This window comes from Mycolicibacterium obuense (genome assembly GCF_055397605.1).
In genome coordinates this window covers 3546113-3559128 of the sequence record NZ_AP043663.1, presented here as the reverse complement: position 1 = coordinate 3559128, position 13016 = coordinate 3546113, and the positions used below count along the sequence as shown (strand labels likewise).

The following is a 13016-nucleotide window of genomic DNA, read 5'->3' as shown; positions in this document are numbered from 1 at the left end:
CTGTGTTACGAAATGGGCATGGCCCCTCACACGCCGTTCGATGATCTGGACACCTATCTGTCGCTGCCTCGGGTGAGCGGCCTGGCCATCACTCCCGACGGTTCGCGCGTCGTGACGACGGTATCCCGATGCAACGACGACCGCACGGAATTCACCACTGCGATATGGGAACTGGACCCCGAGGGGCACGCCGCGGCGCGCCGCATCAGCCATGGTCGCACCGGCGAATCGGCGCCCGTCTTCACCGCGGACGGCGATCTGCTGTTCCTCGCCACACGAGCCGCCGAGGGCGACTCCAAGGATGCGGAGCCGTCCAAGGCGCTGTGGCGCCTGCCTGCGACCGGGGGAGAGGCCATCCGGGTCGCGACGTTCCCAGGGGGCGTCGATGCCGCGATGGCGGCACGCGCGGCTGACGCCACCGTCGTCACCGCACCCGTTCTGCGGTCTGCGCGCGACCTCGACGACGACCTCCGGCTGCGTGACATGCGCTCGAAAGCCAAGATCTCGGCCGTGCTGCACACGGGTTATCCGGTGCGGCACTGGGACCACGACCTCGGACCGGACCAACCCCACCTCTTCACCGGGCGCCGCGACCTGACGCCGGATCCGGGCGGCGCGCTGCGCGACGCGCACATCGACGTCTCCGCGGACGGGACCTTCCTCGTCACGACATGGCAGATTCCCGCCCCCGGCGCTGCCCTGCGAACCACGTTGGTACACATCGACATCGCCACCGGGCAGCGTTCGACGCTCGTGGACGACCCCGACGCGGACCTCGGAATGCCCGCGATCTCGCCGGACGGCTCCGCGGTCGTCTTCACTCGCGAGACGTTCTCCACGCCGACGCAGGCGCCACGAACAACGCTGTGGCTGATGCGCTTCGGGTCGCCGGCGACCGAACTCACCGGCGACTGGGACCGGTGGCCCACATCGGTCGCCTGGGCGCCCGACGGCGCGTCGGTGTTCGTCACGGCCGATGAGTCGGGCCGCGGCCCGATCTTCACCGTCGACGTCGCGACGTCCGCCGTGCGGCCGTTCGTCGCCGACGACTTCACCTACACCGACCTACGCGTCGCGACGACCGGAGTGGTGTTCGCGCTGCGCAGTTCCTATGCCGCGCCGCCACATCCGGTGCGCATCGATCCCGACGGCACGGTGCTGCCCCTGCCGTGCGTCGATATGCCCGCTCTGCCCGGCACCCTGACCGAGGTGACCGGCCACGCAGACGACGGCGTGCCGGTGCGATCCTGGCTGGTGCTGCCCGAGGGCGACACCGCCGCGCCGCTCGTGTTGTGGATCCACGGTGGGCCGCTGGCGAGCTGGAACGCCTGGCACTGGCGGTGGAATCCGTGGCTGATGGTGGCCCGCGGATACGCCGTCCTGCTGCCCGACCCAGCGCTGTCGACCGGCTACGGCCAGGACTTCATCCAACGAGGCTGGGGCGCATGGGGATTCGCGCCCTACACCGATCTGATGGCGGCGACTGACGCGGCGTGCGCGCATCCCCGCGTCGACGCGACCCGCACCGCGGCCATGGGCGGTTCCTTCGGCGGTTACATGGCCAACTGGATCGCCGGACACACCGACAGGTTCGCTGCGATCGTCACGCATGCGAGCCTGTGGGCACTCGACCAGTTCGGCGGCACCACCGACGGCGGCTACTGGTGGTCGCGGGAGATGACACCGGAGATGACCGCGGCCAACTCCCCCCATCGGTTCGTCTCCGACATCACGACCCCGATGCTCGTCATCCACGGCGACCGCGACTACCGCGTGCCGATCGGGGAGGCGTTGCGGCTCTGGTACGACCTGCTCAGCTCCTCAGGTCTGCCCGCGGCGCCCGACGGCACGACCGAGCACCGCTTCCTCTACTTTCCGTCGGAGAACCACTGGGTGTTGAGCCCGTCGCACGCCACACTCTGGTACCAGGTGGTGTTCACTTTCCTGGCTCATCACGTCCTCGGGGAGGACACCGAACTGCCCGAGGCGCTCGGGTAGCGTCGGCCCATATGAGCGCATCGGACCGCGAATACGACATCGTCCTGTACGGCGCGACAGGTTTCGTCGGCAAGCTGACCGCCCTGTATCTCGCCTCGGCAGCGGGGAACGCCCGCATCGCGCTGGCGGGCCGCTCGGCCGACCGCCTGCTCGCCGTCCGCGAGACGCTGCCGGCGACGGCGCAGTCGTGGCCGCTGATCACCGCAGACGCGTCCGACCCGTCGTCACTGGCCGCCATGGCCGCCAGCACGCGGGTCGTGATCAGTACCGTCGGCCCCTACCTGCGCTACGGACTGCCGCTTGTCGCCGCCTGCGCGGCGGCCGGCACCGACTACACCGACCTCACCGGCGAGCCGCTGTTCATCCGCCGGGCCATCGACGAGTACCACAAGCAGGCGGTCGACACCGGCGCCCGCATCGTGCACTCCTGCGGGTTCGATTCCATCCCCTCGGACCTCACGGTTTTCGCGCTGTACCGCCAGGCGGAGCGGGACGGCGCGGGCGAGCTGGGCGACACCAACTTCGTCGTGCGGCGTTTCGCCGGCGGAATGTCCGGGGGCACCATCGCGTCGATGACGGAGCTCGCCCGGGAGGCCGCCGAAGACCCGGAGAGCCGCAGGCTCCTCAACGATCCGTACACGCTCTCGCCGGACCGCGGCGCCGAACCCGAACTCGGCGGCCAGCCCGACGCACGCTGGCGGCGCGGCCGCGACATCGCCCCTGAGCTCGACGGCTACTGGGTGGGCGCGTTCGCGATGTCGGTACCCAACACCCGCATCGTGCGACGCAGCAACGCGCTGCTGGAGTACGCCTACGGCCGGCGGTTCGAATACGCCGAGCAGATGAGCCTCGGCAAGTCCCCGCTCGCCCCGCTGGCCGCGGCGATGACCACCGGCGGGAACATCGCTGCCATCGAACTGGGCAGCCGGTTCCTCAACCGGGTGCCGCGCGGCGCGCTGGAACGCATCCTGCCCAAGCCCGGCACCGGCCCCAGCGAGCAGACCCGCGAGAGCGGCCACTACACCGTCGAGACCTACACCACCACCTCGTCGGGCGCCCGCTACGTGGCGCGGATGTCGCAGCAGGGCGACCCCGGGTACAAGGCGACGTCGGTGCTGCTCGGGGAGAGCGCGCTGGCCCTGGCGCTCGACCGCGACAAGCTCTCCGACCTGCTGGGCGTGCTGACCCCGGCCTCGGCGATGGGTGACGCGCTGCTGGCCCGGTTCCCGGCCGCCGGGGTGAGCCTGGACGTCACCACACTGGCCTGACCGAACGCCGGTCGAAGCGCCCGGCCCGGGTCTACGCTGACGCTCATGAGCGGCCTCGATGACCTCTACAGCCAGATTCCCGTTCAGCAGATCGCCGGCAGGTTGGGCGTCGACGAGGGCGAGGTTGACCGCGCCGTCAAGACACTGGTGCCCGTCCTGGTCGGCGGCCTGCAGCGCAACGCCGAAGATCCCGACACCGCCCAGGGCATCGCGTCGGCTGCCGACTCGCACGCTCGCAGCGGCCTGCTCGACGGTGGGGTCAGCGTCGACCAGGTCGACGAAGCCGATGGATCCCGCGCGATCGCGAAGATCTTCAGCGGTAACGACACCGGGCAGGTGGCCTCCGCGCTGTCCGGGGGCGGGGCAGGAAACAGCGATCTGATCCAGAAGCTGCTGCCGATCCTCGCGCCGATCGTGCTGGCCTACATCGGCAAGCGGCTCTCGGGTGGCCAGGCCCAACAGGTGCCCGGCCAATCCGATGGTGGCGGCATCGGCGACATCCTGGGCAGCATCCTCGGCGGCGGCGCCAAGCCCGGCGGGAACAACCCGCTGGGCAGCATCCTGGGCTCCATACTGGGCGGCGACAAGGCCGGCGGGATGGGCGACATCCTCGGCGGGCTTCTGGGCGGGAAGAAGTAGCCCGCGGCGGCTTCCTAGAATGGCTCGGTGACCTCCCAGCCGCTCGCCAACACCGAACCCTCCGGGCTCGATGCCCTGCCCAAGTCGTGGGAGCCCTCGGCTGTCGAGAGCGATCTGTACCAGAGCTGGGTCGATGCCGGATACTTCACCGCCGACCCGGCCAGCGACAAGCCCGCCTACTCGATCGTGCTGCCACCGCCGAACGTGACGGGCAGCCTGCACATGGGTCACGCACTGGACCACACGCTGATGGATGCGCTGACCCGCCGCAAGCGCATGCAGGGCTTCGAGGTGCTGTGGCTGCCCGGTATGGACCACGCCGGGATCGCCACCCAGAGCGTCGTGGAGAAGCAACTCACCGCCGACGGGAAGACCAAAGAGGACCTCGGGCGTGAGGCGTTCGTCGAGAAGGTGTGGGACTGGAAGCGCGAATCCGGCGGCACCATCGGTGCGCAGATGCGCCGCCTGGGCGACGGCGTCGACTGGAGCCGCGACCGGTTCACCATGGACGACGGCCTCTCCCGCGCCGTCCGCACCATCTTCAAGCGGCTGTTCGACGCCGGCTTGATCTATCAGGCCGAGCGCCTGGTCAACTGGTCACCGGTGCTCGAGACCGCGATCTCCGACCTGGAGGTCAAATACTCCGACATCGAGGGCGAGCTGGTCTCGTTCCGCTACGGGTCGATGTCCGACGACGAACCGCACCTGGTCGTGGCCACCACCCGCCTCGAGACGATGCTGGGGGACACCGCGATCGCGGTGCACCCCGACGACGACCGGTACCGCCACCTGGTCGGCACGACACTGCCTCATCCGTTCCTCGATCGCCAGGTCGTCGTCGTTGCCGACCACCATGTCGATCCCGAGTTCGGCACGGGTGCAGTCAAAGTCACCCCGGCCCACGATCCGAACGACTTCGAGATCGGCCTGCGGCATCAGCTTCCGATGCCCACGATGCTCGACACGAAGGGCCGCATCGCCGACACCGGCACGCGCTTCGACGGGATGGACCGGTTCGAAGCGCGGGTGGCGGTGCGCGAGGCGCTGGCCGAAGAAGGCCGCATCATCGCGGAGAAGCGTCCGTACCTACACAGCGTCGGGCACTCGGAGCGTAGCGGCGAACCGATCGAGCCGCGGCTGAGCCTGCAGTGGTGGGTCAAGGTCGAGTCGTTGGCCAAGGCCGCAGGCGACGCAGTGCGGGGCGGCGACACCGTGATCCACCCGCCGAGCCTGGAACCGCGATGGTTCGCCTGGGTGGACAACATGCACGACTGGACGATCTCGCGCCAACTCTGGTGGGGCCATCGCATCCCGATCTGGCACGGCCCGAACGGTGAGACGGTGTGCGTGGGCCCGGACGAGACACCGCCGGCGGGCTGGGAACAGGATCCCGACGTGCTCGACACGTGGTTCTCCTCCGCGCTGTGGCCGTTCTCGACCATGGGGTGGCCCGACCGCACTCCCGACCTCGAGAAGTTCTATCCGACAACGGTTCTGGTGACCGGGTACGACATCCTGTTCTTCTGGGTGGCTCGGATGATGATGTTCGGGACCTTCGTCGCCGGCGACCCGGCCATCACCCTCGACGGGCAGCGGAGCGCCCCGGTGCCCTTCGAGAACGTCTTCCTACACGGCCTCATTCGTGACGAGCACGGCCGCAAGATGAGCAAGTCCCGCGGCAACGGCATCGATCCACTGGACTGGGTGGAGAAGTTCGGCGCCGACGCGCTGCGTTTCACACTGGCCCGTGGCGCGAGCCCGGGGAGTGACCTGGCCATCGGCGAAGACCACGCCCGCGCCTCGCGCAACTTCGCCACCAAGCTGTTCAATGCCACGCGGTTCGCACTGCTCAATGGCGCCAGCCCGGCTCCGCTGCCGCCCATCGACACGCTGACCGACGCCGACCGCTGGATTATCGGAAGACTGGAAGAGGTTCGCGCCGAAGTGGATTCGGCGTTGGACGCCTATGAGTTCAGTCGCGCGTGTGAAGCGCTCTACCACTTCGCCTGGGACGAGTTCTGCGACTGGTACGTCGAGTTGGCCAAAGTCCAGCTCGGCGAGGGTGTTTCACACACGACGGCGGTGCTCGCGGCCGTCCTCGACACGCTGCTCAAGTTGCTGCATCCGGTGATGCCGTTCGTCACCGAAGTGCTGTGGAAGACGGTGACCGGAGGCGAGTCCCTGGTCATCGCCGAGTGGCCCGCGGCCAGTGGCGTCACCCTCGACACCGCTGCAGCGCAACGGATCACCGACATGCAGAAACTGATCACCGAGGTGCGCAGGTTCCGCAGCGATCAGGGGCTGGGCGACCGGCAGAAGGTGCCCGCGCGGTTGTCCGGCATCGACACCGCCGGCCTCAGCGCCCACGTGCCGGCCGTCACCGCGCTGGCCTGGCTCACCCCGCCTGCCGACGACTTCACCGCGTCGGCGTCGGTGGAGGTCCGGCTCTCCGGCGGCACCGTGCTCGTCGAGGTGGACACGTCGGGCACCGTCGACGTGGAGGCCGAGCGGCGCCGGCTGGAAAAGGACCTGGCCGCAGCCCAGAAGGAGCTGGCCGGCACCTCGGCCAAACTGGGCAACGAGGCGTTCCTGGCCAAGGCGCCCACAGACGTCGTTGACAAGATCCGGGCGCGCCAACAGCTCGCCGGCGAAGAGGTCGAACGCATCTCGGCGCGGTTGGCCGCCCTGACGTGAGCACTCCCGAACCCGCACCCGACGAGATCGCAGCGCTGCTGCAGGTCGAGCACCTGCTCGACCAGCGGTGGCCGGAAACCAAGATCGAGCCCAGCACGGCCCGAATCTCTGCGCTGCTGGAACTCCTCGGGTCGCCGCAGAACGGCTACCCGTCGATCCACATCGCCGGCACGAACGGCAAGACGTCGGTGGCCAGGATGGTCGACTCGTTGCTCACGGCGCTGCATCGACGCACCGGCCGAACCACCAGCCCGCACCTGCAGTCGGCCGTCGAGCGGATCTCCATCGACGGGCGGCCGATCAGCCCGGCCGCCTACGTCGACACCTATCGGGAGATCGAACCGTTCGTGGAGCTGGTCGATCGGCAGTCCGAGGCCGGGGGAGGTCCGCGCTGCTCGAAATTCGAGGTGGTGACCGCGATGGCCTTCGCCGCGTTCGCCGACGCCCCGATCGACGTGGCCGTCGTCGAGGTCGGTCTCGGCGGCCGGTGGGATGCGACCAATGTGGTCAACGCGCCCGTCGCGGTGATCACGCCGATCGGCATGGACCACACCGATTATCTGGGTGACACCATCGCCGAGATCGCCGGCGAGAAGGCGGGCATCATCACCCGCCAGGCCGACGATCTGGTACCGACGGACACCGTCGCGGTGATCGGCCGCCAGGTGCCGGAGGCGATGGAGGTGCTGCTGGCCGCCGCGGTGCGCGCCGACGCAGCGGTGGCGCGCGAAGACTCCGAGTTCGCGGTGCTCGATCGCCAGGTGGCGATCGGCGGGCAGATGCTCGAACTGCAGGGGCTCGGTGGCCGCTATTCGGAGATCTTCCTGCCGCTGCACGGTGAACACCAGGCGCACAACGCCGTTCTCGCGCTCGCCGCCGTCGAGGCGTTCTTCGGCGCCGGCGCGGACCGGCAGCTCGACGTCGACGCGGTGCGCGCCGGGTTCGCGGCCGCCGCATCGCCGGGTCGGTTGGAGCGGATGCGCAGCGCTCCAACGGTTTTCATCGATGCCGCGCACAACCCGGCGGGAGCGGCGGCGTTGGCCTCCGCGCTCGCCGAGGAGTTCGACTTCCGCTTCCTGGTCGGGGTCGTGTCGGTGATGGCCGACAAGGACGTCGACGGAATCCTGGCGGCCCTCGAGCCCGCCTTCGACCAGATCGTCGTCACCACCAACGGCTCACCGCGCGCGCTGGAGACCGACGCCCTGGCCGTCAAAGCCGAGGAGGTCTTCGGCCCCGAGCGGGTCGTCATCGCGGCCACGCTGCCCGACGCGATCGAGACGGCCACCGCGCTGGTCGAGGACTCGGGTGGTGACGTCGAGGGCGCCGGCGGCATGAGCGGCGCCGGGATCGTGATCACCGGATCCGTCGTCACCGCCGGGCTGGCGCGCACGCTGTTCGGGAAGGACCCGGCATGAGCACCCCCACCCCGCCCGATCCGTGGAAGAGCTTCCGCGGCGTCATGGCCGGCATCCTCATCCTCGAGGCCATCGTGGTGCTGCTCGCGCTGCCGGTGGTCGGTGCCGTCGGTGGCGGCCTGAGCGGGCCCTCGATCGGTTATGTGGTCGGCGTGGCGGTGCTGCTGCTGCTGATGGCCGGCGTGCAGGGCCGCCCCTGGGCCATCTGGGCCAACCTCGGGGTGCAACTCCTGCTGGTGGCCGGCTGGCTCCTCTACCCGGGAATCGGCTTCATCGGTCTGCTCTTCGTGGTGGTGTGGCTGCTGATCGCCTATCTGCGGGCCGAGGTGCTGCGCCGCCAGAGGCGGGGCCTGCTGCCCGGGCAGCAGCGCGACCTCGAACACGGCACGGAGTAGATCGCCCGAGGCGTATGGGTAGGCTGTCGGCCGTGACAGAGCGAACCCTCGTCCTCATCAAGCCCGACGGCGTGGCCCGCCGGCTCATCGGCGAGATCATCAGCCGGATCGAAGCCAAGGGACTGACCGTCGCTGCGCTCGAGCTCAAGAACGTCGACGACGCGCTGGCGCGCGCCCACTACGCCGAGCACGACGGCAAACCGTTCTTCGACTCGCTGCTGGAATTCATCACGTCCGGCCCGGTCGTGGCGGCCGTGCTCGAGGGGCCGCGCGCGATCGCCGCGTTCCGTCAGCTGGCCGGTGGTACCGATCCGGTCGAGAAGGCCGTCCCGGGCACCATCCGCGGTGATCTGGGCCTGGAGACGCAATTCAACCTGGTGCACGGTTCCGATTCCCCGGAGTCCGCCGCGCGCGAGATCGAGCTCTGGTTCCCCGCCAGCTGAGCGGCTCGCCGACCCGCTGACGCCGCGTTTCGGGTTCCTCCGCAGTGATGTGGGATACTGGGCGCGAGCGACTGGCCTGACTACCCCGGGTTGGTCACTCGGATGAAGACTTCGACGACTGCGACCATCGCTACCCCGATGTGGCGCCGACCGTCCAGCCATCATTCAGACCGGCACCGAGAACTTCCCGTCGGGATGTCTCGGAGCGAGACCAACAACAGTTCGGGCTCAAGTGGCCCGGACCCAATAGTCAGAAGCCCTCGCGTGGCCGCGTCAGCAAACGACGCGCCCGGGGGCTTGAGGAGAATACGTGGCCGACAATGACCATCTGGGTGACAATCTGCACGACCCCGCCACTGCTCCGCCCGAAGAGGCGCAGCCGACCGAGTCGGCCACTCCTGCACCTCCGACACCCGAACGCCTGAGGGTGCACTCCCTGGCCCGGGTGCTGGGGACGACGAGCAGGCGCATCATCGATGCGCTCGTCGAGCTCGACGGGCGCACCCGCAGCGCACACTCGACGATCGGCCGCGAGGAGGCCGACCGGGTACGTGCGGCGCTGGCCGAGCCTGAGCCGGCAGCCGAGCCCGAGGCCGTCGAACCAGCCCCCGAACCAGCGCCGGAACCGGCCCCGGTTGCCGAGCAGCAGCCCGACGCGCCCGCCGAGGAGGAGCCGGAGTCGCGGCTGATCCTGGAGACGCCGCCCGCGGCCGAGGCCGAACCGGCCTCGGTCGAGGCCGAACCGGCCGACTACCTGCCGCTGTTCGTCGCGCCGCAACCGGTGGTGCGCGCCGCCCGCGCCGACCGCAGCAGTAGCGACGACGACGAGGACGGGGACGACACCGCCGCAGAGTACGACTCGGTGTCCGACGCGGACCAGGAATCGGACACCGACACCGACGATGACTCGTCCGGCCGGCCGTCGGCCAAACGCCGGCGCCGGGGCCGTCGCGGCCGTGGCCGTGGCCGTGGTGAACAGAACGGTGACGAGTCGGGCAGCGACGACGACGAGCCGTCGGCCGAGTCCGGGGAGACCGCCGAATCCGACGCTGACGCCGATGACGCCGACGACGACAGCGCTGAGGACGACAACGGCACGGAGGGTGCGACCCGTCGCCGCCGTCGCCGTCGCCGCCGCAAGTCCGGCGCCGACAACGACAACGACAGCAGTTCGTCGCCCGACGATCCGCCCAACACGGTCGTCCACGAGCGCGAGCCGCGCGGCAAGGCCGCGAAGGGCTCGTCGGACTCCGAGATCCAGGGCATCAGCGGCTCCACCCGCCTGGAGGCCAAGCGTCAGCGCCGTCGGGACGGCCGCGATGCGGGCCGGCGTCGCCCCCCGATCCTGTCCGAGGCCGAGTTCCTCGCCCGGCGCGAGTCCGTCGCACGCACGATGGTGGTGCGGGACAAGGTCCGCAGCGAGCCGCCGCACGAGGGTGCTCGCTACACCCAGATCGCGGTGATGGAGGACGGCGTCGTCGTCGAACATTTCGTCACCTCGGCGGCGCAGGTGTCCCTGGTCGGCAACATCTACCTCGGCATCGTGCAGAACGTGCTGCCGTCGATGGAGGCGGCGTTCGTCGACATCGGTCGCGGCCGCAACGGTGTGCTCTACGCCGGTGAGGTGAACTGGGAGGCTGCCGGTCTCGGCGGCGCCCAACGCAAGATCGAACAGGCGCTCAAACCCGGCGACTACGTGGTCGTGCAGGTCAGCAAGGATCCGGTCGGACACAAGGGTGCCCGGCTGACCACGCAGGTCTCCCTTGCCGGCCGCTACCTGGTCTACGTGCCCGGCGCCTCCTCCACCGGCATCAGCCGCAAGCTGCCCGACACCGAACGGCAGCGGCTGAAGGAGATCCTGCGCGAGGTGGTGCCGTCCAACGCCGGCGTGATCATCCGGACCGCATCCGAAGGCGTCAAAGAAGACGACATCCGCAGTGACGTCGAGCGGCTGCAGCAGCGGTGGACCGAGATCGAGGCCAAGGCCACCGAGATCACCCAGAAGAAGGCCGGCGCGGCCGTGGCGCTCTACGAAGAGCCCGACGTGCTGGTCAAGGTGATCCGAGACCTGTTCAACGAGGATTTCTCCAAGCTGATCGTGTCAGGAGACGACGCCTGGAAGACGATCAACGACTACGTCACCGGCGTCGCTCCGGAACTGCTGGCCCGGATGGAGCGTTACGAGCCGGCCGGTTCCGACGGGCCCGACGTGTTCGCGGTGCACCGCATCGACGAGCAGCTGGCCAAGGCGATGGACCGCAAGGTGTGGCTCCCGTCGGGCGGCACCCTGGTGATCGACCGCACGGAGGCGATGACGGTCGTCGACGTCAACACCGGCAAGTTCACCGGATCGGGTGGCAACCTCGAGCAGACGGTGACCCGGAACAACCTGGAGGCCGCCGAGGAGATCGTGCGGCAACTGCGACTGCGCGACATCGGCGGCATCGTGGTCATCGACTTCATCGACATGGTGCTCGAATCGAACCGTGACCTGGTGCTGCGCCGGCTGACCGAGGCGCTGGCCCGTGACCGTACCCGGCACCAGGTGTCGGAGGTGACGTCGCTGGGGCTGGTGCAGCTGACCCGTAAACGGCTCGGCACCGGCCTGATCGAGGCGTTCTCCACCACGTGCGCGCACTGCGGCGGGCGCGGCATCATGCTGCACGGCGATCCGGTCGACACCGCCTCGGGCGGCGGTCGCAGGGCGGACTCCAACGGCGGCGGCAACGGCAATGCCAATGGCAGCGGTGGCGGCGGTGGCCGGCGCGGCAAGCGTGGCAAGCGCGGTGCCGCGCAGCAGGAAGTCCAGGTCGCCAAGGTGCCCGCGCATTCGCCCGGCGAGCATCCGATGTTCAAGGCGATGGCCGCGGCCAACGGCAAGGACGACGAGCACGACCACGATCAAGACCTCGACGGTGAGGCCACCGATACCCCCGACGAGGTCGCCGAGCTCGATCCGGACACCATCCGGGCCGCGGTCGTCGACTCCGAGGACGAGGAACTCGACGACGACTTCGACGACTCGGATGATGACGAGGACTCCGAAGACGACGACATCGACGTGCTCGACGACGAAGACGATGATGACGACGACGACGAGGATGCCGACGACTTCGACGATGACTCGGATGATGACTCCGACGAGGACTCGGATGATGACGATTCGGACGACGACTCCGACGAGGACTCGGACGATGACGACTCCGACGACGAGGAGGAGCAGCCCGCTGCCGTCGCTCTCCGGCCCGTCCGGCAGCGTCGCCGCGCCGCTGCACGACCGGCGGGGCCGCCCAGTAACGACTGAGCGGTTTGACCCTCAACCCGCTGCTCACGTAACCTTGAGCAGTTGTCTCCAGGGCCTGCCCACAGCCGGCCCGAGGCAGGGATGCCAGATCCCGCACCAAGATCCGCACGCAGACCGTCAGGTGATGCGCGCCCGCACGCGAAGTAGAGGATGACCAACGATGGCAGCGCAGAAAGCCACGTACGCGATCGTCAAGACCGGTGGCAAGCAGTACAAGGTCGCCGCCGGTGACATCGTCAAGGTGGAGAAGCTCGACGTCGAGCCCGGTGGCACGGTGTCGCTGCCCGTGGCGCTCGTCGTCGACGGAGCCGATGTGACCACCGACGCGAAGGCGCTGGAGAAGGTCGCGGTCACCGGCGAGGTCCTCGAGCACACCAAGGGTCCGAAGATCCGCATCCACAAGTTCAAGAACAAGACCGGTTATCACAAGCGCCAGGGGCACCGTCAGCAGCTGACGGTTCTCAAGGTCACCGGCATCAAGTAACGACGGGAGCGACAGACATGGCACACAAGAAGGGCGCTTCCAGCTCACGCAACGGTCGCGACTCAGCCGCCCAGCGGCTCGGCGTCAAGCGTTTCGGCGGGCAGGTCGTCAAGGCCGGCGAGATCCTGGTCCGTCAGCGCGGCACTCACTTCCATCCCGGCGTGAACGTCGGCCGTGGCGGTGACGACACCCTGTTCGCGACCGCGCCCGGCGCAGTCGAGTTCGGCACCAAGCGCGGGCGTAAGTACGTCAACATCGTGCGGGTCACCCGCACCGACGCCTGACCTCTTTCTCCATCGTCGAGATCGACGTTCGGGCGCCACGCACTCGCACTTTGGCGCCCAGACGTCGATTTCGGCACTGAGAGAGGAGAACA

General features: G+C 69.1%; 10 protein-coding genes. All 10 read left to right on the top strand.

Annotation, left to right across the window (positions count from 1 at the left end):
• The first annotated feature begins 18 nt into the window (after positions 1-18).
• The 10 genes from ACZ50N_RS16920 (at position 19) to rpmA (ending at position 12924) form a co-directional block, all read left to right on the top strand.
• The gene (locus ACZ50N_RS16920) at positions 19-1998 is read left to right on the top strand and encodes a prolyl oligopeptidase family serine peptidase (protein ID WP_464473368.1); all 1980 of its coding nucleotides are present in this window, start codon (positions 19-21) and stop codon (positions 1996-1998) included.
• Positions 1999-2009: 11 nt separating this feature from the next.
• Positions 2010-3266 (top strand): saccharopine dehydrogenase family protein, encoded by a 1257-nt coding sequence (locus ACZ50N_RS16915; protein WP_464473367.1) that lies wholly within the window; start codon positions 2010-2012, stop codon positions 3264-3266.
• Positions 3267-3311: 45 nt separating this feature from the next.
• Positions 3312-3905, top strand: coding sequence for a DUF937 domain-containing protein (locus ACZ50N_RS16910; protein ID WP_464473366.1), 594 nt, complete (start codon positions 3312-3314; stop codon positions 3903-3905).
• Positions 3906-3932: 27 nt separating this feature from the next.
• The gene (locus ACZ50N_RS16905) at positions 3933-6599 is read left to right on the top strand and encodes a valine--tRNA ligase (protein ID WP_464473365.1); all 2667 of its coding nucleotides are present in this window, start codon (positions 3933-3935) and stop codon (positions 6597-6599) included.
• Positions 6596-8014, top strand: a complete 1419-nt coding sequence (gene folC, locus ACZ50N_RS16900) for a bifunctional tetrahydrofolate synthase/dihydrofolate synthase (protein ID WP_464473364.1) — start codon at positions 6596-6598, stop codon at positions 8012-8014. Before ACZ50N_RS16905 ends, folC begins: the two co-directional genes overlap by 4 nt.
• A complete protein-coding gene (locus ACZ50N_RS16895; RefSeq protein ID WP_046363991.1) occupies positions 8011-8409 on the top strand; it encodes a DUF4233 domain-containing protein in 399 nt (132 codons plus the stop codon). Before folC ends, ACZ50N_RS16895 begins: the two co-directional genes overlap by 4 nt.
• 32 nt (positions 8410-8441) lie before the next feature.
• Positions 8442-8852: a nucleoside-diphosphate kinase gene (gene ndk / locus ACZ50N_RS16890; RefSeq protein ID WP_046364016.1), complete on the top strand. Its 411-nt coding sequence runs from the start codon at positions 8442-8444 to the stop codon at positions 8850-8852.
• A 310-nt stretch (positions 8853-9162) separates the two neighbouring features.
• A complete protein-coding gene (gene rne / locus ACZ50N_RS16885) occupies positions 9163-12156 on the top strand; it encodes a ribonuclease E (RefSeq protein ID WP_464473363.1) in 2994 nt (997 codons plus the stop codon).
• A gap of 160 nt (positions 12157-12316) precedes the next feature.
• Entirely contained in the window at positions 12317-12640 is a 324-nt protein-coding gene (gene rplU / locus ACZ50N_RS16880; RefSeq protein WP_046366659.1) for a 50S ribosomal protein L21, read from the top strand.
• A 17-nt stretch (positions 12641-12657) separates the two neighbouring features.
• Positions 12658-12924, top strand: coding sequence for a 50S ribosomal protein L27 (gene rpmA, locus ACZ50N_RS16875; protein WP_043410731.1), 267 nt, complete (start codon positions 12658-12660; stop codon positions 12922-12924).
• Positions 12925-13016 lie beyond the last annotated feature (92 nt).

Coding starts and splice junctions, on each gene's coding strand:
- ACZ50N_RS16920 (WP_464473368.1), top strand. CDS start 19: ATGGCCCCTCACACGCCGTTCGATGATCTGGACACCTATCTGTCGCTG.
- rplU (WP_046366659.1), top strand. CDS start 12,317: ATGGCAGCGCAGAAAGCCACGTACGCGATCGTCAAGACCGGTGGCAAG.
- ACZ50N_RS16915 (WP_464473367.1), top strand. CDS start 2,010: ATGAGCGCATCGGACCGCGAATACGACATCGTCCTGTACGGCGCGACA.
- rpmA (WP_043410731.1), top strand. CDS start 12,658: ATGGCACACAAGAAGGGCGCTTCCAGCTCACGCAACGGTCGCGACTCA.
- ACZ50N_RS16895 (WP_046363991.1), top strand. CDS start 8,011: ATGAGCACCCCCACCCCGCCCGATCCGTGGAAGAGCTTCCGCGGCGTC.
- ACZ50N_RS16910 (WP_464473366.1), top strand. CDS start 3,312: ATGAGCGGCCTCGATGACCTCTACAGCCAGATTCCCGTTCAGCAGATC.